This window comes from Leclercia tamurae, from assembly GCF_025566055.1.
Classification (GTDB): domain Bacteria; phylum Pseudomonadota; class Gammaproteobacteria; order Enterobacterales; family Enterobacteriaceae; genus Enterobacter; species Enterobacter tamurae.
The window spans coordinates 140,797-161,600 of sequence record NZ_JAMHKS010000076.1 but is presented as its reverse complement, the minus strand read 5'-3'; the positions used below and the strand labels follow the sequence as shown (position 1 = coordinate 161,600).

Annotated in this window: 22 protein-coding genes and 3 tRNA genes; 14 read left to right on the top strand and 11 right to left on the bottom strand. The window is 54.4% G+C overall.

Features of this window, described 5'->3' with window-relative positions:
* The first annotated feature begins 13 nt into the window (after positions 1-13).
* From tcyL to sdiA, 3 genes are all read left to right on the top strand, one after another.
* Complete coding sequence (gene tcyL, locus M8318_RS16970; protein ID WP_106993394.1) at positions 14-682, top strand: cystine ABC transporter permease; 669 nt, start codon at positions 14-16, stop codon at positions 680-682.
* A complete protein-coding gene (gene tcyN / locus M8318_RS16965; RefSeq protein WP_262663640.1) occupies positions 679-1,431 on the top strand; it encodes an L-cystine ABC transporter ATP-binding protein TcyN in 753 nt (250 codons plus the stop codon). Before tcyL ends, tcyN begins: the two co-directional genes overlap by 4 nt.
* Before the next feature lie 221 nt (positions 1,432-1,652).
* Entirely contained in the window at positions 1,653-2,375 is a 723-nt protein-coding gene (gene sdiA / locus M8318_RS16960) for a transcriptional regulator SdiA (RefSeq protein ID WP_262663639.1), read from the top strand.
* Positions 2,376-2,441: 66 nt separating this feature from the next.
* Here the strand turns inward: sdiA and M8318_RS16955 are convergent, their stop codons facing one another.
* Complete coding sequence (locus tag M8318_RS16955; protein WP_262663638.1) at positions 2,442-2,666, bottom strand: DUF2594 family protein; 225 nt, start codon at positions 2,664-2,666, stop codon at positions 2,442-2,444.
* A 471-nt stretch (positions 2,667-3,137) separates the two neighbouring features.
* Here M8318_RS16955 and uvrY point away from each other — a divergent pair, with 471 nt between their 5' ends.
* From uvrY to M8318_RS16925, 6 genes are all read left to right on the top strand, one after another.
* Positions 3,138-3,794, top strand: a complete 657-nt coding sequence (gene uvrY / locus M8318_RS16950; protein WP_262663637.1) for a UvrY/SirA/GacA family response regulator transcription factor — start codon at positions 3,138-3,140, stop codon at positions 3,792-3,794.
* Entirely contained in the window at positions 3,791-5,623 is a 1,833-nt protein-coding gene (uvrC, locus tag M8318_RS16945; protein WP_262663636.1) for an excinuclease ABC subunit UvrC, read from the top strand. Before uvrY ends, uvrC begins: the two co-directional genes overlap by 4 nt.
* A 56-nt stretch (positions 5,624-5,679) precedes the next feature.
* On the top strand, positions 5,680-6,228 hold the full coding sequence (gene pgsA / locus M8318_RS16940; RefSeq protein WP_225758505.1) for a CDP-diacylglycerol--glycerol-3-phosphate 3-phosphatidyltransferase: 549 nt from the start codon (positions 5,680-5,682) through the stop codon (positions 6,226-6,228).
* Between the two features lie 152 nt (positions 6,229-6,380).
* A tRNA-Gly gene (locus M8318_RS16935) sits at positions 6,381-6,456 on the top strand.
* A gap of 51 nt (positions 6,457-6,507) precedes the next feature.
* Positions 6,508-6,581: transfer RNA gene (locus tag M8318_RS16930), tRNA-Cys, on the top strand.
* Between the two features lie 12 nt (positions 6,582-6,593).
* Positions 6,594-6,680, top strand: a tRNA-Leu gene (locus M8318_RS16925).
* 148 nt (positions 6,681-6,828) lie between these two features.
* On the opposite strand, the gene M8318_RS16920 is transcribed toward M8318_RS16925, so the two are convergent.
* Positions 6,829-7,233, bottom strand: a complete 405-nt coding sequence (locus tag M8318_RS16920; RefSeq protein WP_262663635.1) for a DUF6979 family protein — start codon at positions 7,231-7,233, stop codon at positions 6,829-6,831.
* Positions 7,234-7,323: 90 nt separating this feature from the next.
* Between M8318_RS16920 and M8318_RS16915 the strand changes: the two genes are divergently transcribed.
* Entirely contained in the window at positions 7,324-8,019 is a 696-nt protein-coding gene (locus M8318_RS16915) for a hypothetical protein (RefSeq protein ID WP_262663633.1), read from the top strand.
* An 87-nt stretch (positions 8,020-8,106) separates the two neighbouring features.
* Here the strand turns inward: M8318_RS16915 and M8318_RS16910 are convergent, their stop codons facing one another.
* The 5 genes from M8318_RS16910 to M8318_RS16890 are packed head-to-tail and all read right to left on the bottom strand — an operon-like array spanning position 8,107 to position 12,929.
* Positions 8,107-8,451: a cupin domain-containing protein gene (locus M8318_RS16910; protein ID WP_262663632.1), complete on the bottom strand. Its 345-nt coding sequence runs from the start codon at positions 8,449-8,451 to the stop codon at positions 8,107-8,109.
* 20 nt (positions 8,452-8,471) lie between these two features.
* Positions 8,472-9,437: an ABC transporter permease gene (locus M8318_RS16905; protein WP_262663631.1), complete on the bottom strand. Its 966-nt coding sequence runs from the start codon at positions 9,435-9,437 to the stop codon at positions 8,472-8,474.
* The gene (locus tag M8318_RS16900) at positions 9,434-10,414 is read right to left on the bottom strand and encodes an ABC transporter permease (RefSeq protein WP_262663630.1); all 981 of its coding nucleotides are present in this window, start codon (positions 10,412-10,414) and stop codon (positions 9,434-9,436) included. The genes M8318_RS16905 and M8318_RS16900 overlap by 4 nt, the downstream gene beginning before the upstream one ends.
* Entirely contained in the window at positions 10,407-11,888 is a 1,482-nt protein-coding gene (locus M8318_RS16895; protein ID WP_262663629.1) for a sugar ABC transporter ATP-binding protein, read from the bottom strand. The genes M8318_RS16900 and M8318_RS16895 overlap by 8 nt, the downstream gene beginning before the upstream one ends.
* Before the next feature lie 57 nt (positions 11,889-11,945).
* Entirely contained in the window at positions 11,946-12,929 is a 984-nt protein-coding gene (locus M8318_RS16890; RefSeq protein ID WP_262663628.1) for an autoinducer 2 ABC transporter substrate-binding protein, read from the bottom strand.
* A 404-nt stretch (positions 12,930-13,333) separates the two neighbouring features.
* Here M8318_RS16890 and M8318_RS16885 point away from each other — a divergent pair, with 404 nt between their 5' ends.
* From M8318_RS16885 to M8318_RS16870, 4 genes are all read left to right on the top strand, one after another.
* Entirely contained in the window at positions 13,334-14,479 is a 1,146-nt protein-coding gene (locus tag M8318_RS16885; protein ID WP_262663626.1) for a transglutaminase-like domain-containing protein, read from the top strand.
* Positions 14,457-14,813: a mercuric transporter MerT family protein gene (locus M8318_RS16880; protein ID WP_262663625.1), complete on the top strand. Its 357-nt coding sequence runs from the start codon at positions 14,457-14,459 to the stop codon at positions 14,811-14,813. The genes M8318_RS16885 and M8318_RS16880 overlap by 23 nt, the downstream gene beginning before the upstream one ends.
* Positions 14,810-15,091, top strand: a complete 282-nt coding sequence (locus M8318_RS16875; protein WP_166182869.1) for a heavy-metal-associated domain-containing protein — start codon at positions 14,810-14,812, stop codon at positions 15,089-15,091. Before M8318_RS16880 ends, M8318_RS16875 begins: the two co-directional genes overlap by 4 nt.
* A 285-nt stretch (positions 15,092-15,376) precedes the next feature.
* Complete coding sequence (locus M8318_RS16870) at positions 15,377-16,948, top strand: phosphoethanolamine transferase (RefSeq protein ID WP_262663623.1); 1,572 nt, start codon at positions 15,377-15,379, stop codon at positions 16,946-16,948.
* Between the two features lie 21 nt (positions 16,949-16,969).
* Here the strand turns inward: M8318_RS16870 and M8318_RS16865 are convergent, their stop codons facing one another.
* Genes M8318_RS16865 through M8318_RS16850 form a run of 4 tightly spaced genes read right to left on the bottom strand, consistent with a single transcriptional unit; the run spans position 16,970 to position 20,781 of the window.
* Positions 16,970-17,686 carry an ABC transporter ATP-binding protein gene (locus tag M8318_RS16865; protein ID WP_106993379.1) on the bottom strand — a complete coding sequence of 239 codons (717 nt, stop codon included), beginning with the start codon at positions 17,684-17,686 and terminating at the stop codon, positions 16,970-16,972.
* Positions 17,683-18,558 (bottom strand): ABC transporter ATP-binding protein, encoded by an 876-nt coding sequence (locus tag M8318_RS16860; protein ID WP_262663622.1) that lies wholly within the window; start codon positions 18,556-18,558, stop codon positions 17,683-17,685. Before M8318_RS16860 ends, M8318_RS16865 begins: the two co-directional genes overlap by 4 nt.
* On the bottom strand, positions 18,555-19,856 hold the full coding sequence (livM, locus tag M8318_RS16855) for a high-affinity branched-chain amino acid ABC transporter permease LivM (RefSeq protein WP_106993377.1): 1,302 nt from the start codon (positions 19,854-19,856) through the stop codon (positions 18,555-18,557). The genes M8318_RS16860 and livM overlap by 4 nt, the downstream gene beginning before the upstream one ends.
* Before the next feature lie 10 nt (positions 19,857-19,866).
* A complete protein-coding gene (locus tag M8318_RS16850; RefSeq protein WP_059309089.1) occupies positions 19,867-20,781 on the bottom strand; it encodes an ABC transporter permease subunit in 915 nt (304 codons plus the stop codon).
* Positions 20,782-20,804: the final 23 nt, after the last annotated feature.

The window sequence follows — 20,804 nt, the reverse complement described above, 5'->3', positions numbered from 1 at the left end:
CAGAAAAATCATAATGCAAGAAAGTATTCAACTGGTGATGGATTCGCTGCCTTACCTGCTGAAAGGTGCGGTGTTTACGCTGCAACTGAGTATCGGCGGCATGTTCTTTGGTCTGGTGCTGGGCTTTATCCTGGCCCTGATGCGCATGTCAACGCTGCTGCCGGTGCGCTGGCTGGCACGTTTTTATATCTCCGTATTTCGCGGCACGCCGCTGATTGCCCAGCTGTTTATGATCTATTACGGCCTGCCACAGTTTGGTATCGAGCTCGACCCGATCCCGGCGGCGATGATCGGCCTGTCGCTTAACACCGCGGCTTATACTTCGGAAACTCTGCGTGCGGCGATCTCCTCCATTGAAAAAGGGCAGTGGGAAGCCGCAGCCAGTATTGGTATGACCCCGTGGCAAACCCTGCGCCGGGCCATTCTGCCTCAAGCCGCACGGGTAGCCCTGCCGCCGCTAAGCAACAGCTTTATCAGCCTGGTGAAAGACACCTCGCTGGCGGCCACCATTCAGGTACCGGAGCTGTTCCGCCAGGCGCAGCTGATTACCTCGCGCACGCTGGAGGTCTTCACCATGTATCTGGCCGCCTCGCTGATCTACTGGGTGATGGCGACGGTGCTGTCGGCGCTGCAGAACTATTTTGAAAACCAGCTAAACCGCCAGGAGCGTGATCCGAAATGAGTGCTATCGACGTTAAAAACCTGGTGAAGAAGTTTCACGGCCAGACGGTGCTGCATGGCATCGACCTGGAAGTGCAGGAGGGCGAAGTGGTGGCCATCATCGGGCCGAGCGGTTCCGGTAAAACCACGCTGCTGCGCAGTATTAACCTGCTGGAACATCCGGAAGGCGGCACCATCCGCGTGGGTGAGATCACCATTGATACTGGCAAGCCCCTGAGCCAGCAAAAGAGTTTGATTCGCCGTTTGCGTCAGCATGTCGGCTTCGTCTTCCAGAGCTTTAATCTGTTTCCCCATCGCACGGTGCTGGAAAACATCATTGAAGGGCCAGTGATTGTCAAAGGCGAACCGAAAGATGAAGCCACTGCCCGCGCCCGCGAACTGCTGGCGAAGGTGGGGCTTTCCGGCAAGGAGACCAGCTATCCGCGTCGTCTCTCCGGCGGGCAGCAGCAGCGTGTGGCCATTGCCCGGGCGCTGGCGATGCGTCCTGACGTTATTCTTTTTGATGAACCGACCTCGGCGCTGGATCCGGAGCTGGTGGGGGAGGTGCTGAACACCATTCGTCAGCTGGCGCAGGAAAAACGCACCCTGGTGATCGTCACCCATGAGATGAGCTTTGCCCGCGATGTGGCGGACCGGGCTATTTTTATGGATCAGGGTCGCATTGTGGAGCAGGGGCCGGCAAAATCACTCTTTGCCGACCCTCAGCAGCCCCGTACCCGGCAATTCCTCGAAAAATTCCTGATGCAATAGCATATTTGTTCTTAATTGCTCCGGAAATATTCACCGGAGCAATATATTCACTCCATATATGAATGCTCCCCTGATTTTATCCGGTTATTGCCGCCCTAAGTACATAAAATGTGTAGATAATTATCCTTGAGACGATATTTTATACATATAAATAAGATTTATGTGTTAGTTTAAGAATCCATAATAATGATTATCTTTTACAGGGGCTTAATTCAGTCAGTATGAAGGATTTAGATTTTTTCACATGGCGGCGGGACTGCTTCCTACGTTTTCAGGAGATGACTTCTGCCGACGAGGTATATCCCGAACTTCAACGACAAACACAGAACCTGGGCTATGATTTCTTCTCCCTCTGCGTTCGTCATCCGGTGCCTTTCACGCGGCCTAAAGTCTCGGTACATTCAACCTATCCGCAACAGTGGATGGCCCAGTATCAGGCAGAGAATTATTTCGCCATCGATCCGGTGCTCAAACCCGAAAATTTCGTTCACGGGCATTTACCCTGGAACGATGCCTTATTCTCAGAGGCGCAACCCTTATGGGACGGCGCGCGCGACCACGGGCTGCGTAAAGGAATCACCCAATGCCTGATGCTACCTAATCATGCGATGGGCTTCCTTTCGGTCTCCAGTACCAGTCTGCCAGTGAATATCCTGGCGAATGAAGTGGTTGAATTACGTCTGCAAATTCTGGTGCAACTGGCGTTGACCACGCTGCTACGGCTGCAACATGAAATGGTGATGCCACCTGAGATGAAATTCAGCAAGCGCGAGAAAGAGATTCTTAAATGGACAGCGGAAGGGAAGACCTCGGCAGAAATAGCGATCATTCTTTCTATTTCTGAAAATACGGTTAACTTCCATCAGAAAAATATGCAGAAGAAATTCAATGCGCCGAACAAGACGCAGATCGCATGCTATGCGGCAGCGACGGGGATTATCTGACTACACTTCTGTTCTGCGTGGCAGGCGAGTAAACGGCTGAATGCACTGCGTTCAGCCGTTTTTGTTTTATTGGCGGTAAGCTTGTTTGATCTGCTTAACGGTGCCGGAAAATACCGCGGCCTGAGCCTGGTCTTCCATCTCAGCAATCTGGCGTTCCATCTTAATGATCACACGGCCAGCGTCCGCCTGGCCCATCGCCTGCAGCATCAGAGCCAGCAGGTTTTTCAGACAGGAGACTTCCTGTGCCAGTTCTTGATTATTCTGCGCAGTGGCGAAATCAGGTGTGCTCATTTATTTTCCTCATGATAAAAACAGCGCTTTTGCGCATAGATCAAAGTTAAGGCGGCGGAGTATATCACAAGCCGTCAGGAAAAACGCAGTGCTTGTTTTTTGTACTTTCTCGCGTTTAGTTTATTCAATTGAACAAACATTAACTCTGATTTTTCTAAGACTTTAGTGTGGGTTAATTGTTTGTAGAAGGTAGGCAAGAGGTTAATTATTGTTACAAATTTAAAAGGTGTATTTTAACAGCATTATATGCGCTGTAAACTTTGTAAGTTTTTGAAAACATCCGCCTGAAAAAAGAGACCGAAGCCGCATTGCACAAGGCTCCAGTTTCCAGTTGATGTACAAGTTAATTTCCAAAAAAGGGAGCAATATCGGCGATATGCATTTTTTAACGTTTTCAGTTTCGGATAAAAACCGTTAATATATGCCGAAATAACTGTCTGTAGCCGTTATCCCTATTCTGGAGAATTTCCTTTGATCAACGTCCTTCTTGTTGATGACCACGAACTGGTGCGCGCAGGGATACGACGCATTCTTGAAGATATTAAAGGTATTAAAGTGGCTGGTGAGGCCTGCTGCGGTGAAGACGCCGTGAAATGGTGCCGGTCAAATACCGCTGATGTTGTCCTGATGGACATGAACATGCCTGGGATTGGCGGCCTGGAAGCGACGCGCAAAATCGCGCGTACCTGGGTTGATACCAAAGTGATCATGCTGACGGTTCACACTGAAAATCCCCTTCCTGCAAAAGTGATGCAGGCGGGCGCTTCCGGTTATTTAAGTAAAGGTGCCGCCCCCCAGGAGATGGTTAATGCGATCCGCTCCGTGTTTTCCGGGCAGCGCTATATCGCGTCCGATATTGCGCAGCAGATGGCCCTCAGCCAGATTGAGCCAGAAAAGACCGAATCACCCTTTGCAAGTTTGTCTGAGCGCGAATTGCAGATTATGCTGATGATTACCAAAGGCCAAAAGGTGAATGAGATCTCCGAGCAGCTTAATCTCAGCCCGAAAACGGTGAATAGCTACCGCTATCGTATGTTCAGTAAACTGAACATCCATGGCGACGTTGAACTCACTCACCTGGCCATCCGTCATGGTCTGTGCAATGCCGAGACCCTAATTAGTCAGTGAGTGATGTGTTTGAATCCAGTGCTTTCCTGAAAACCGTTACCAGCCAGCCAGGCGTCTACCGGATGTATGACGCCGGCGGGACGGTTATCTACGTCGGAAAAGCGAAAGATCTCAAAAAGCGACTTTCCAGCTATTTCCGCAGCAATCTTGCTTCCCGCAAAACAGAGGCGCTGGTCGCCCAGATCCAGCAGATCGATGTCACTGTGACCCACACAGAGACCGAAGCGCTGTTGCTGGAGCATAACTACATCAAGCTGTATCAGCCGCGTTACAACGTGCTGCTGCGCGATGACAAATCCTATCCGTTTATTTTTCTCAGCAGCGATACTCATCCTCGGCTGGCGACCCATCGTGGCGCCAAACATGCGAAAGGCGAGTACTTCGGCCCGTTCCCTAACGGTTATGCCGTGCGGGAGACCCTGGCCCTGCTGCAAAAGATTTTCCCGATTCGCCAGTGCGAAAACAGCGTCTATCGCAACCGCTCCCGCCCCTGTCTGCAGTATCAGATTGGTCGCTGCCTCGGGCCCTGCGTGGAAGGGCTGGTCAGCGAAGAGGAGTATGCGCAGCAGGTGGACTATGTGCGTCTGTTCCTCGCCGGGAAAGACGATCAGGTCCTGACCCAGCTGATTGCCCGTATGGAAAAGGCCAGCCAGGCGCTGAACTTTGAAGAGGCGGCGCGGATCCGCGATCAGATTCAGGCCGTGCGTCGGGTCACGGAAAAACAGTTTGTCTCCAACAATGGTGATGACCTGGATGTGATTGGCGTGTCGTTTGATGCGGGCATGGCCTGCGTCCATGTGCTCTTTATCCGCCAGGGCAAGGTGCTGGGCAGCCGCAGCTACTTCCCGAAAGTGCCGGGCGGCACCGAACTGGGCGAAGTGGTGGAGACCTTTGTCGGCCAGTTCTATCTTCAGGGTAGCCAGATGCGTACCCTGCCGTCGGAAATTTTGCTCGATTTTAATCTGAGCGATAAGACGCTGCTGGCCGATTCGCTGTCGGAACTGGCGGGGCGTAAGGTGAACGTTCAGACTAAACCGCGCGGCGATCGTGCCCGCTACCTGAAGCTGGCGCGCACCAATGCGGCGACGGCCCTGAGCACCAAACTGTCGCAGCAGTCGACCATTCATCAGCGTCTTGCCGCGCTGGCGACGACGCTGCAGCTGCCGGAAGTGAAACGGATGGAGTGTTTCGACATCAGCCACACGATGGGAGAGCAGACCGTGGCCTCCTGCGTGGTGTTCGATGCCAACGGGCCGCTGCGCGCGGAATATCGCCGCTACAATATCACCGGCATCACCCCTGGCGATGACTATGCCGCCATGAATCAGGTTTTACGCCGTCGCTACGGTAAAGCCATCGAAGAGAGCAAGATCCCGGACGTCATTATCATTGACGGGGGTAAAGGGCAGCTCGGCCAGGCTAAATCGGTATTCGCCGAACTGGACGTTCCCTGGGATAAGCATCATCCGCTGTTACTGGGCGTGGCAAAAGGTACCGACCGTAAAGCCGGGCTGGAAACCCTGTTCCTGGAGCCGGAAGGGGAGGGCTTTAGCCTGCCGCCGGATGCGCCTGCGCTGCATGTTATCCAGCATATTCGCGATGAGTCGCACGATCACGCGATTGGCGGCCACCGTAAAAAACGCGCGAAAGTGAAAAACACCAGTACGCTGGAAACGATCGAAGGGGTCGGGCCAAAGCGTCGCCAGATGCTGCTGAAATACATGGGCGGTTTGCAAGGATTACTCAACGCCAGCGTGGAGGAAATTGCAAAAGTGCCGGGTATTTCGCAAGGGCTGGCAGAAAAGATCTACTACTCGTTGAAACATTGAGGGCTCTGTAGCAACATAGGGCTAATAATTACTGACAACAAACAGTTACCGTCACTATGCGATTAAACATCCCTACGTTGTTAACGCTTTTCCGCGTCGTCCTTATCCCTTTCTTTGTGCTGGCGTTTTATCTGCCCTTCGTCTGGGCACCTTTCGCCTGTGCATTGATCTTTTTCATTGCGGCAGTCACCGACTGGTTTGACGGCTATCTGGCGCGTCGCTGGAACCAGAGCACCCGTTTTGGCGCCTTCCTCGACCCGGTAGCAGACAAGGTGATGGTCGCCATCGCCATGGTGCTGGTGGTCGAGCATTACCATACCTGGTGGGTGACACTGCCTGCCGCGACCATGATCGCCCGCGAGATTATTATCTCGGCCCTGCGTGAGTGGATGGCCGAACTGGGCAAACGCAGCAGTGTGGCGGTCTCCTGGATCGGCAAGGTGAAAACCACTTCCCAAATGGCCGCGCTGGTGTGGATGCTGTGGCGTCCAAACGAGTGGGTAGAGTGGGCCGGCATCGCTCTGTTTATGGTCTCAGCTGTGCTGACGCTCTGGTCTATGTTGCAATATTTGAACGCTGCACGCGGCGATTTGCTTGATCAGTGATCGTTTCGCCGTAATTTTCAGCAAACGATCCTGAGTTAAGAAAAATAACGTTGACTCAAAGCGTCAGGTAAGTAGAATGCAACGCATCGAACGACGGCACGGTTCGTTAGTCGATAAGAAAATCAAGTGATTAGCATAATGACTTGGTGATTGCGGGAATAGCTCAGTTGGTAGAGCACGACCTTGCCAAGGTCGGGGTCGCGAGTTCGAGTCTCGTTTCCCGCTCCAAATTTAAGACAGTCGCATTTGCGGGTGTCAGTCGCAAGACAAAAGATTTAAGGCGCGTTAGCAAAGCGGTTATGTAGCGGATTGCAAATCCGTCTAGTCCGGTTCGACTCCGGAACGCGCCTCCACTTTCTTCCCGAGGCCGGATGGTGGAATCGGTAGACACAAGGGATTTAAAATCCCTCGGCGTTCGCGCTGTGTGGGTTCAAGTCCCACTCCGGCTACCATGGGAAAAAGAAGAATAATCAAAGCAATAAGCAGTGTCGTGAAACCACCGAAAGGTGGTTTTTTTGTGCCTGAAATTTTATCCTTGCGCAAGAAATACATGCTTGTAAGCAAACATACCGGTATGTATCCGGTTTGGACTTATACGTATTAATAAGGAACTGTTCCTTCTATAAGCAATCCCGCCTCTTTAAGTGCAAGCACAACATTCATTTGCTGATTATGGTTAGCCGCAGGCTGGATAAGAGCAACAGTGCTCAATGTCCACAACTGGCGAGGAGTGTAAATACTTTCAGAATCAGCCAGTACAAGCCGGGCAGCCCGGATTGCATAATCTTTATTAGGCCCGTTCAATGCACGTGCAGAAAGATACTCTCCGGGTCGAACACCTTTCACCCAGCCAAACTGACATAAACCCAAAAATGCTGATTTGGGACAGCCTTTTTCCTTTCCTGCTACAGCGCGAGACCACGCTTCGGTCGGAGATAATTGCTGATTGATGAGCTCAACGGCATTGAGGGTGACGAGCCCATAGCCACTTTGACTGATTATCATTATTTACCATATTGATGTTTTGGTTTGATTTACCTAACGATGGTATCATTTGATGATGGTAAGTAATGATTTTTCAACAGTGATTCAAAGATGCTGACGCAATATGTAATGGGGCAGCGTAAAGCGTTATGGGATGCTTTTTGCCACCGCCAGGAAATCATTCAGAACAGTACACCGCTGTTCGATGTAGACCATGAGTCTATTGTGCGTACCCGGAAGATAGGGAAAAACTCATTCAGAAGTATTCTCTCGCGCAGTGAACCGATGGAATCTATGGTTCTTTCTCAGACAAAAATTTTACTAGATGATCTTTCGCACAAACGAGATCAGTTTGATGGCCTCATCTACATGATGTTTACACGTGAAAATGATGATGTCATTCCACTTTATATTGGTAAAGCCGAATCAAAAGGACGTAGTAATCCGATTTCAGCCAATATAAAAGATGTGGCCCGGGTTAAAGATAAGTTTGCCCGGTGGGGAGATAACTATCAGTACCATATCGGAGACCTGAGCGCATCCGTGTTGCCTGGACATGAGACTAAATACGTCACGCTGAAGTACCAGCAGTGGGCAGATAGTCTGTTTGTTTCTTATCCCGCTGAAAGACCACAATTAAAAAAAGATATATGGTTCTGGTGTAAGGCATGGAACAAAAATGATACTGGTATTTGGCCCGAGTTTGGTCCAACAAGGTTAACCTTTCTGGAATACCTTTTGATCGGTGTGGCTAGTTCATTATTCCCCGAAGCGTTGCTTAACCGTGAAGGGCACAGCCGTAGCTAACCTCGATCAGCGGCACGAAAAAACCAGGATTAGATGTAGATATTCAGGAATCACGCGTTGCGTTAACAGACGGTAATTATCTACATCCTAAGCGTCACCATGCCCACCATAAAACACCGCCAGCCAAACCGTCGGCTCATCGGGATTGGTCCACTCCACTCGATGCCGACAGCGCGCGGGAATATGCAATGCATCCCCCGCACGCAGCACCCGAATGTCATCTTCCGCTTGGAATTTTACCCACGCCGAACCGCGCAGCACGACCACCCATTCGTTTTCATCCTGGCAGTACCAGAATTCCGGCGGGCTGGCCTGCCCGGTGGAAACGATGCGCTCAATTTTGATCCCCGGCGCAACAAGCAACGCATCGAAGATCTCAGCCTCATGGCGCTCGCCCGCCCCAGGCAGCTGTGAAAAGAGATTTAACGTCATCTGATTACCTCCGCTGACGATCAGGACCTGCTGAACAGGTGCGAGAGGTTAGCCCCTTTCAGGAAAATAAACGCCAGCAGCAGGCCGCCCCACAGGGCCATGGTGATATAGCTACTCACTCCCAGGATGTTCAGCCCGCTCTCCAGCATCTGCAGCAGAATCAGCGCCATCACCATGCCAAAGACTTTGCCGAAGCCGCCGTCGGGATTTACCCCGCCCAGCACCGCCGCCAGAATCGATACCAGCAGATAAGACTCCCCATAAGAAGCTTTGGCCGAGTTCAGCTTGGACATCATCAGCAGGGCTGCAATCACGCACAGTACCGATGAAAGTATATAAACCCAGATAAGGGTTTTACGGGTGTTGATCCCGGCGTAGTGGGTCGCCTGTTCATTGGAGCCAATCAGGTAAAGGGTGCGCCCGAAGGCGGACTTTTCGAGGATCACCCACAGCACCAACACCACCGCCAGAAACACCAGTAGGGGTAGCGGAATGCCAAGAACGTTGGTGCTGTTGATGACCAGCACGTAATCCGGGAAGTTCGAGATGGACGAGCCTTTGGAGATCAGAATATTGATCCCCTTCAGCAGGGTCATGATCCCGAGCGTGGCTAAAATTGGCGAAACCCGTACCACAGCAATCAAAAAGCCAATCACCGCCCCAATCACAATCGCCATGGCTAATCCGGCAGCCAGCACCAGCAGCATGCTGCTGATGGTTGGGGGATAGTGAGTGGCGACCCAGGCCATCACCAGCCCGCAGGCATTCATGGTAGCAATGATGGACAGGTTTATCCCCCCGGTGAGAATGGTCACCGCCATGGCTAACGCCAGCACGCCGAGGATCGGCATTTGCGAGGCGATGGACTGGAAGTTAGCTGAAGACCAGAAGACAGAGGGGATAAGGAAGCTAAACGCGATCACGACGATGGCTATTAACAGAGTGAGGTAAATCTCAACGCGATCCTGGGTTTTTCTGGCGCTCATATTAATGCTCCCTGACCTTTGCGCTGACTCCACGCCGTCATGCTGATGCTGGTGACAATCACCACACCGGTAACGACCGTATGCCAGTAAGAGGAGATCCCCAACAGATTGAGACCGTTTTGGATCACGGCCAGTAAAATGACCCCCAGCAGGGTGCCGAGTAAGGTGCCGCGCCCGCCGACGATGCTGGTTCCGCCTAACACGACTGCCGCGAGCACCGTCAGCTCATAGCCGAGCAGGGAGTCGGGGGCGACGGTTAATACGGTCGCGGATTGCACCACACCAGCGACGCCGGACATCAGGCCCATATAGCCGTAGACAAACAGCTGCATTTTAAAGATGCCGAATCCCATCCGGGAGGCTGCTTCACGGTTGCCACCCATGGCGTAAATCATCCGGCCGATGCTGGTTTTATTCATGATAAAACCGGTTAACGCCACCACCACCAGCAGGGTGAGGATCGGCAGGCTCAAACCATAGTCGTAGCCATCGGCGGCAGTGAATTTAAACAGCATCACCCCCTGTTCAAACCACTCCGGATAGCTGTAGAGCCACACCCCTTTGGTCAGGTACAGCAGCAGGCCGTAAAAAATATTCAGGGTCGATATGGTAATGATGATCGAGGGCACCTTAAGCCGGTTAACCAGCGTGGCGTTGACCAGGCCGAGGAGTAAACCCAGCCCGCCGGACAGCGCAAACGCGAGAGCAAAGTTGCCGCTGGTGCCCTGAATCAGGGTGACCATCACGTACTGGGAGATGATGGTCATCGCCGGGAAGGAGATATCGATCCCGCCGGAGATCAGGACGATGAACAGACCGCAGGCCAGGATGGTTAACATGGCGTAGTTGTTGATCAGGTCGTAGATATTGCCCAGCGTCATAAAGTCGGCGCTGGCAAACGACAGATAGCCACCAATCACGATAATGGTCAGGCCGAGGAACAGCTCGTGGGTTTTCACCCCAATTTTATTAACCATTGACGACCTCTGCCAGCGCGGCCTCGGTGGTTTTTTCCGGCAGGATTTCCGCGACGATCGCCCCCTTGCGCATGACTAAAATCCGGTGACTGTTAAAGTACGCTTCGTCGATCTCATCGGTGATCATCAGCACTGCGATCCCCTTGCGCGACAGGGCGGAGATGATCTGGTAGATCCCCGCTTTATTGGCAATGTCGACCCCGACGGTGGGGGAGTCGAGGATCAGCACTTTGGGGTTGATGGCCAGCCATTTGGCAATTGCCACGCGCTGGGCGTTGCCGCCGGAGAGAGTATTGACCGGCAGGTTCACGCTGCCAATCTTAATGCTCAGTTGCTCGATAAGATCCCTGACGATGCGGTCCGATTTGGACCTGTCCAGCAGCCTGAACGGGGTTTTCAGCCGCTGCAGCACGGTCGAGATAATATTGTCGTTAATCGACTGATCCATCACCAGACCAGTGCTCATCCGATCTTCAGAGACGTAGCCTATCCCGGCTTTCACCGCATCCCGGTTGCTGGCGAACTGCACCGCCTTGCCCTCCAGCACTATCTCGCCGGAGTCCGGCTTTGTCAGCCCGAACAGGCTCAGGCACAGCTCCGTGCGCCCGGCACCCAGCAGCCCGGTAATCGCCAGGATCTCACCCTGATGGATCCGGAAAGTGATGTCTTTGTACTGCTGATGTTTAGTGAGGTTAGTGACCTTTAGCGCCACCTCGCCAATTTTCTCTATCGGCGGCAGGACCGCATAAGAGAACTCTTTCCCGGTCATCAGGAAGGCGAGTTTTTTATTGTTGATATCGCTGGCGGGATAAGTGCCGACCAGGCTGCCGTTTTTCAGCACGGTGATACGGTCGGAGATCTCCAGCACCTCATCCAGCCGGTGGCTGACAAATACCACGCAGATACCTCTTTTCTTGAGATCGCCGATCACCCGCAGCAGCCCCTTCACCTCCTGCATGGTCAGCGAGGCGGTGGGCTCATCCATAATGATCAGCCTGGCTTCCTGGGCCAGCGCCCGACAGATGGCGACAATCTGACGTTGGGCGATGGGCAGGGAGTCGACGCTGGCATCCAGATCCAGCCTCGCATCGATACTCTTCATCGTCAGTTCGGCGATGCGGCGGATTTCCCGCTTGTTGACCAGCAGATTGTGGTGGTGCTGGTGGATACCTATGTTTTCCGCAACGGTTAAATTGGGGAATAAGGAGAGATCCTGATAGATAACCTGAATCCCGGCTTTAACGGAGTCGATGGGGGATAGATGGGTGTAAGATTTGCCGGCAATGGCGATCTCAAAGCCGGGGTCGGGTTTGTAGACCCCGGAGATGATTTTAATCAGCGTCGATTTGCCGCAGCCGTTCTGCCCGGCCAGACAGTGAACTTCTCCGGGAAACAGCGTCAGGTTGATGTTATCCAGCGCTTTCACACCGTAGAAGGTCTTGCTGATCTTACCCAGTGAAATAAAGGGGTCCATGTCTACCTCTCAGGGGCGTATGCCGCACGCCCTGACAGGGCGTGCGGGTTCAACGGATCAATACAGGCTATCGATATTCTCTTTAGTGACGCGCAGGACTTTGTGGAATTTGATGATGCGTTTTTCGCTATCCACATCAGCTTTACCGAGGTTAGGGATCTCCAGGCCCTGGGTGATCTCTTCGCCTTTCAGCACCTTGTCGGCAATGGCGGTAATGGCGTAACCCGCAGAAGCCGGATCGTAGGTGATGCCCATGGCAATATCACCGCTTTTAATCAGCGAGGCGGCCTGGGATGGGATCATCATGCCGTAGACAAACACTTTGCCTTTCGCCCGTTTCTCTTTCACCGCGCGGCCCGCACCGATCGGGCCCTGAGAGCCAAAGGAGACAATCCCTTTCATGTCAGGATGGGCTTTCATCAGATCGATGGTGGTACGGCGGGCGTCGTCGATATTCTCGGCCACCGGCATCCGGTTGGTGACTTCATGCATCTCCGGGTAGTGCTCTTTCTGGTATTTCACGAACAAATCCGCCCACAGGTTATGCTGCGGCACGGTCAGGCTGCCGACATAAATGACATAACCCCCTTTGCCCCCCATGGCTTTTGCCATCTCTTCCACGTTGTCGGCGGCAAATTTCTGGTTATCGATAATTTCCACATCCCAGTTGGCGCTGGGTTGCCCCGGGGATTCATTGGTTAATACCACGATGCCCGCCTCACGCGCCTTTTTGAATACCGGCTCAAGAACGTCGGCGTCATTGGGGACGATGCCGATGGCGGAGACTTTTTTAGCGATTAAATCCTCAATGATTTTGACCTGCTGCGGGGCATCGGTACTGGACGGTCCCACCTGAGACGCTTTTATCCCGAGATCGCTGCCCGCTTTCGTCACGCCTTCACCCATGCGATTAAACCAGGGCATGCCATCTATCTTTGAAATATTGACCACTTCAATTTCTTTCGCCATTGCAGAGGTCGAGAAAACCATCAACCCGAGCAAGCTCGCAGACAATAATTTTGTTAAGCACATTTTACTCATCTCATACCTCTGTAGGGTGGTAAAAAAATTAAAGTAAAAATCTGGATGTGTTGTTTTATAAAGCGGTGTTCAATTTAATATTAGGCGAGAATAATGATTCGCCCTATGAGGCGCTGAATTAAATAAGCGCACGATCGGCCCCCTCTCCATTCAGGGAGAGGGATGGGTGAGGGGGAACAGGCCGCACACTATTTAGCCAGTGCTCTCTCCCATCCCTGCAAATGTTGCGGTTATTCTCGATTTTTTGCCATCACGCCTGTACAACCCCGCCAGAATGCCGCCTAATAATGGCGCTTATTTTTTCATTCACAGTTAACAGGTCTGTTATTGATGAATCATCTCTATCACTCCGCGCCAGCTCCTGTCTGCTGTGATGAACATTCATTTTCAAGGGACAGGTAGCCATGCAGCGTCGACAATTTCTTAAAAACAGCGTACTTCTTTCTGCCGCAGGCTTAGTAGGCCCGGCCGTCGCCAGCCAGACGGTGATGCATAACAGCGCGCCGCTCGCCGCGCCGGTGATGCGCCGCCGTTTCGTCTTATCGCAAACCTATAAGTTGGCACCGCCGCAGGGCTCCAGCGGGGTGGTCAAACTCTGGATCCCACTGCCGGTGGATACCGCCTTTCAGCAGATGACCGGTCTGTCGTTCAGCGGCAACTATCAGCAGGCCTACATCACCACCAACAATACCTACGGCGCGAAAACGCTGTTCGCGACCTGGCCGACATCAGAAGGCGATCTACTGCTGCAGCTCGATCTGGAGATCGAAACGGCAGACTGGGAACCGCTGAAACAGGACGCCCTGAAAAACTGGCAGGCGCCGGAGCAGATTGTCTACCCGCTGGCGGTGAAGCCGTACCTGCTGCCAACGACCCATACTCCGGTTGATGGCCTGGTGCGCGAAACGGCGCAAAAAATTACCGCCGGTGAAACCGATCCACTGAAGAAAGCGCGCCTGATCTACGAGTGGGTCAGCAGCCATATGGAGCGCGATAACGACGTGATTGGCTGTGGTACCGGCGATGTGGCAACCATTCTGCAAAGCGGCAAGCTCAGCGGCAAATGTACCGACATCAGCTCGGTGTTTGTTGCCCTGGCGCGCGCCAGCGGCATCCCGGCGCGGGAGCTGTTCGGCATCCGTCTGGGCAAGGCCAACAAGCTGGAACGCTACTCGAAAAGCGCCTTCGGTAAGGCCGACAGCGCGGGCGTGTCGGACGTCAGCGGCGGACAGCACTGCCGGGCAGAATTTTATCTGGCGGGATATGGCTGGCTGCCGTGCGATCCGGCTGACGTCACCAAAATGCGTCTGGCGGAGAAAAAAGCCCATCAGGATCCCGATGTGCAGGCGGTAAATGCTTACCTGTTCGGCAACTGGGAGATGAACTGGGTGGGCTTCAACTACGGGCGCGATTTTGAACTCTATCCGGCGACGGAGCAGGGGGCAGTGAATAACTTTGGCTACCCCTATGCCGAAGTGGACGGCGACCCGCTCAATTTTTACGATCCAAAGGTGTTTACCTACCACTATGTCTCAACAGAACAACGCTAAAGGGGCGGGGCTGACCCTGCTGACGGCGGCTGCGGCGGCCGTCACCGCCGGGCTGTGCTGCGTCGGACCGCTGCTCTATTTGCTGTTTGGTATTTCGGCTGCCGGTTTTGCCGGGCTCAGCCAGCTCGAATTCCTGCGAGTGCCGATGATCCTGCTCTCGACAGGGTTGATACTGCGGGTATTCTGGCGGCTCTATTTTTCAACGCGGCCGTGGTGTACCGGGCGGATGACGCTGGGGCAGATGCGTCTGCTGTTCTGGCTCTCGCTGCCGGTGCTGTTGCTGGTGCTGTTCTACCCCACGGTGGTGGCCTGGTATTATGAGGTGATGGAATGAAACGACTGCTGATAACCGCGAGTCTGTTGCTGCCCCTGTGCGCGCAGGCTGCAAACGAAAAAGTGGTGCTGGATGTGCAGGGCATGACCTGCTCGCTGTGCGTGATTTCGGTTAACCAGGCCCTGCGTGAAACGGAAGGGGTGGTGAAAGCGAAAGCGTCGTTGAAGACGCGCCAAACCGACGTCATCGTTCCGGAAGGTTTCCCGACCGGGACGTTATTAGAGGCGGTGGCGAAAACAGGCTATACGGCAACCGTGAACCGGATTGAAAAACCGTAAATATAATAATAAAGCATGATGGCTTAATTATTATTATCGTATTCGCGTCTTTCTCAAATTTTGGGAAAGACGTGCTACCACGCAATTATTAATAAATTATGATGATATTGCTTCCGTTTGCGTAATATCAGGTTACACAGCGTTGACCTTCCCGCCTGCGCGCTCTATCTTTGGATAAGTTTCTCCATAAAACGCGCCATTTTTATCCCTATATCGCCGTCCCCGGCGGTTTGTTGATCCCTGGTGTCAGCATTTTATTGCGGCTTATTGTGGATTAAGGTCAATATGAATATAACAGCGAGTAAATATACCCTCTGGATGCGCGATATTACCCTTAATCCGTGGGCAGCGTTTTATTTTCTCCAGTCGGTGCTGATTAATTACTCGTTTGGATATTCATTTAGCATGCTCTATTCGGTGGCATTTTGTTGCGTCTTGTTTGTCCTCTGGCGGTTTGCCCCTCGGGTGCAGAAAGGGGTTATTCTCCTCTGCAGCCTGCTGGCGGCCATGTACTACCCCTTTCAACAGGCCTATGGCGCACCGAATTTCAATACCCTGCTGGCACTCCACGCCACCAACGTCAATGAATCCGTCGAGATCCTGACCATATTCCCGTGGCACAGCTATCTGGTCTCTTTAGTCATTCTGGCGTTAGGCGGGGTGGCGCTGGGGCGTAAAATTGGGCCAAAACAGCCCTGGCGCCGCCTGGATATATTGTGTCTGGCCTTCAGCGTGGCCTGTTTCTTTATGACCCCGGCGAAAAACCTGGTCTACTGGGGAAACTTCACCCTGCTGGATGTGGGTTATCCGGTGTTCCGCTTCGTGAAGGATGTGGTGATCAACAACCAGGAAGTTGTGCAGGAAAAGACCCGCATGCTGGAGCTGGCGAAGATGAAGGACAGCTGGACCGTACTGGCGGTGAAGCCCCGTTACCATAACTACGTGATGGTGATCGGCGAAAGTGCACGACGGGACGCCCTGGGTGCCTTTGGCGGGCAGTGGAATAACACGCCTTTTGCCAGCGCTGTTAATGGCACGTTATTCACGGATTTTATCTCCGCCAGCGCCTCCACCCAAACCTCGCTGGGCCTGTCCCTGAGCCGGGTGAGCGGAGGGAGCCCGGAGTACCAGAATAATGTCGTCACCCTGGCGAACCGCGCCGGCTTCCGCACCTGGTGGTTCTCTAATCAGGGGCAAATTGGCGAGTACGATACCGCCATCGCCAGCATTGCGAAGCGCGCGGATGAGGTGCAGTTTTTGCGCAAAGGCTATTACGAAGATGAAAATAACCCGCGGGATGACACCCTGCTGCAGATGACGCAGCAGGTATTGTCCGCCCCGCGTACCGAGCCGCGGCTGATCGTTCTGCATCTGATGGGCTCACACCCGCAAGCCTGCGAGCGCACCCAGGGGAAATACCTCGAGTTTGTGCAGTCGAAAGAGACCTCCTGCTACCTCTACAGCATCACCCAGACCGATACTCTGTTAAAACAGCTTTATGAGCAGCTGCAAAAGTCCGGCGACAGTTTCTCGATGGTCTATTTCTCTGACCACGGCCTGACCTATAAGGCCCGGCTGACCGGCGGGCAATATATGGCCCATGGTGATGCCTTCCAGCAAAACTATCAGGTGCCCTTAATGATAATGTCCAGCGATGACAAAGCGCATCGCCTGATTAAAGCCCGGCGTTCTGCCAACGATTTTCTCGATTTCTTCTCGGTCTGGACCGGGATCGAGGCGAAAGAGATAACCCCTAAATACCCCTTTGTCTCGGAGCAGAATGCCGGCACGCCCTGGGTGATGAACTTTAAGCTGCAAAAAGTGGATTACGCGCAGCTTCCTGACGATCTCCATTAATCTCCGCCAGTCGGGGGCTGCTCAGGCGCCCCCCAGATAGGCTTTTCTGACCTCCTGATTGCCCAGCAGCTCCTCGCCGCTGCCGCTCAGGCGGATCTGACCGTTGACCATCACATATCCACGATCGGAGAGCTTCAGCGCATGGTGCGCGTTCTGCTCGACGAGGAAAATCGTCATCCCGTTACGCGCCAGCTCCCGCAGGGTCTGGAAGATCTGCTTCACCACAATCGGCGCTAACCCCAGGCTCGGCTCATCCAGCAGCAACAGTTTTGGCCGACTCATTAACGCCCGGGCGATGGCCAGCATCTGCTGCTCGCCGCCGGACATGGTCATTGCCCGCTGTTTACGCCGCTCCTTCAGGCGCGGAAAGAGATCAAACATGCTCTGCAGATCTTCTGCCGCAAACTGATTGCCGATGGGGATGGTGCCCATCAGCAGGTTCTCTTCGACGGTCATATCGGGGAAGATGCGCCGCCCCTCCGGGGCCTGGGCGATGCCCCCTGAGGCGACGTAGTGGGTCGATTTATGGCTAATGTCCTCTCCGCAAAACAGGATTTGCCCGTTGCGCACCCGCGGCTGGCCGAAGATCGACATCAGCAGGGTCGACTTTCCCGCCCCGTTAGCGCCGATCAGCGCCACGGTTTCACCGGCGTTGACCTGCAACGACACCTGCTTCAGCGCCTGGATCACGCCGTAATAGACATCCACCTGACGAAACTCCAGCATTGCCTCACTCATACACTGACCTCGCTCTCATCGGTGCCCAGATAGGCGGCAATGACTTTTTCATCGTGCTGGATCTGTGCCGGTTTGCCCTGGGCAATCACATCCCCGTGATCGAGCACGATGATGTGATCCGATATCTCCATCACCATCCCCATATCGTGTTCGATCAGCAGCACCGTAATGTCGTGGCGATCGCGCAGGAAACGGATGATGTTACTCAGCGTGTGGGTCTCCACCGGGTTGAGCCCGGCGGCCGGTTCATCAAGACAGATCATCTCCGGCCCGGTACACATGGCCCGGGCAATCTCGAGCCGCCGCTGCTGGCCGTAGGACATCTCACCCGCCAGCCGGTTGGCGCAATCCACCAGATCCACCACTTCCAGCCAGTAAAAGGCCCGGTCCAGGGCATCGCTTTCCGCCCGACGGTAGGCAGGAGTGTTCAGCACCCCCGCCAGCAGGTTGCGGTTGACCCGCATGTGCTGGGCTACCAGCAGGTTCTCCACCACCGACATCTCGCGGAACAGGCGGATGTTCTGGAAGGTGCGTGCCAGCCCGGCGCGGTTCACCAGGTGGGTGCCGCCAAACATTTTATAGAACACCCGCTGGCCAAACTGCGCCGGGTTGATCCAGTCTCCCGGCTGGAATTTCTGCCCGAGGATCTGGATAACGTTGGTGGTTTTGCTCCGGGTGTTGAACAGAATATTGCCCCCGGAGGCCTTATAAAACCCGGTCAGACAGTTGAACACCGTGGTTTTTCCCGCGCCGTTCGGCCCGATCAGGGCGGTGATGGAGCCCCGCTGCACCTCAAGGTTGACGTCGTTGAGCGCCTTAATGCCGCCAAAGTGCATCATAAGATGCTCGACGCTTAAGATGGTCCCGTTCATGGCGCCACTCCTTTACGCACCGCAAAGCCGCTGCGGTTGATGCGGATCAGCCCCCGCGGCCGCCAGATCATCATCACCACCATTAACACGCCAAACAGCAGCACCCGATACTCCGCGAAGGTACGCAGCAGTTCCGGGGTAACGGTGAGCACGAAGGCCGCCAGCACCACGCCGAGGGTGGAGCCCATCCCGCCTAACACTACGATGGCGAGGATCAGCGCCGACTCAAAGAAGGTGAACGAGGTAGGGTTAACAAACCCCTGATAGGTGGCGAAGAATACCCCGGCAATCCCCGCGGTAGAGGCCCCGAGGGTAAAGGCCGACAGCTTGACCAGCACATGGTTGAGGCCCATGGAGCGGCAGGCGATTTCGTCTTCGCGCAGCGCCTCCCAGGCGCGGCCAATCGGCATCCGCGTCAGGCGGTGCTTGATGTACAGCACCAGCAGGACCACCAGCAGCAGAATGGCGTAGATAAAGATGAACTTCAGGTTAGGGTTAAAGGTCAGGTTGAAGAACTCGTGGAACGGCACGCCGCCATCTTTCGCCCGTCGACCAAACTCCAGCCCGAAGAGGGTCGGGGGTGGGGCGGAGATGCCGTTCGGCCCGCCGGTGAAGGTCAGCCAGTTGTTCAGCACCAGGCGGATGATCTCCCCGAAGCCGAGGGTCACAATCGCCAGATAGTCCCCGTGCATGCGCAGTACCGGGAAGCCGAGCAAGGCCCCGGCCGCGGCGGCCATCAGCGCCGCCAGAGGCAGCATGGACCAGAAGCCGAGCCCCAGATACTGATAGCCCAGCGCCAGGCCATAGGCGCCGATGGCGTAAAAGGCGACATAGCCAAGGTCCAGCAGCCCCGCGAGCCCGACCACGATGTTCAGCCCGAGGCCGAGCAGGACGTAGATCAGGCCAAGGATCGCCACCGTCAGCACGTATTTGGTGGCGACGAACGGAAAGCAGACCGCCAGGGCAATAATCAGGGGCAGGATCCAGCGCATCCGGCTTTTGTACTCCGGCGGGCGAACGTAAACCCCGGTGTTATCGTTGTCGAAGCGGGCCATCACCCGTCGGCCCGGCGCGGTGGTTAAAAAGGCACTGAGTAAAAAACGCCCGGTCATCACCGTGGCGATGATCCACGCCAGCCGTTGTCCTTCGAAGTTAAAGCTATAGCCATCCAGCACCACGCCCACCACCGGACCAAAAATCACCAGCGCCACCATGCCCGCAAAAATGGCGTCGAGAATGCAGCGTTTTAGGGAAAAACCGTCGTGGGCAACGGGTTGCGAAACGAGTTGTGCAGTCATCTTTTTTCCCTCACACCTTGGCCACGACAGGTCGGCCAAGCAGTCCCTGAGGACGGAAAATCAGGATCACCACCAGCAATCCAAACGAGAACACGTCTTTATAATCGGAGTTCACCATCCCGGAGAATTGCGCCTCGGCAATGCCGAGGATCAGGCCTCCCAACATCGCGCCGGGCAGGGAGCCAATCCCTCCAAGGACGGCGGCAGTAAAGGCTTTGATTCCGATGATAAACCCGGCGTAAAAATCAAAGGTGCCGTAGTTCATGGTGATCAGCACCCCGGCCAGACCGGCCATCGCCGCGCCAATCACGAACACCAGGGAGATGATCCGGTCGGTATTGATGCCCAGAATCGAGGCCATCTTGCGATCCTGCTGCACGGCGCGGCACATTCGCCCGAGCCGGGTGTTGCTGATTATCCAGGTAAGCAGCAGCATCCCGGTGAACGAGGCGATCAGAATGAAGACTTTGGTGTAGGTGATCTGTACAAAGCCTTCGCCAATATGAAAGCGCAGCACGCCGTCGAGCATGGTAGGCACCCCCTGCTGACGCGGGCCCTGGCTGATTTGGGCATAGTTTTGCAGGATCAGCGACATGCCGATGGCGGAGATCAGCGGGGCCAGGCGCGTGGAGTTACGCAGCGGTTTATAGGCGATGCGCTCGATGGTCCAGCCGTACACCCCGGTCACCACAATGGTGAAGACCAGCGTGCCGAGGATCAGCAGCGGAAAAGATTCCAGCCCGAAGAAGGAGAGAAGCGCCAGGCCGATGGCGCAGAGATAGGCGGAGATCATATAGACTTCGCCGTGGGCGAAGTTAATCATGCCAATAATGCCGTAGACCATGGTGTAGCCGATAGCGATCAATCCGTAGACCGACCCCAGCGTTAAGCCATTGATAAGCTGCTGCAGAAAGAACGTTTCCATCATCGCGCGCTCGTGTTTTAGAC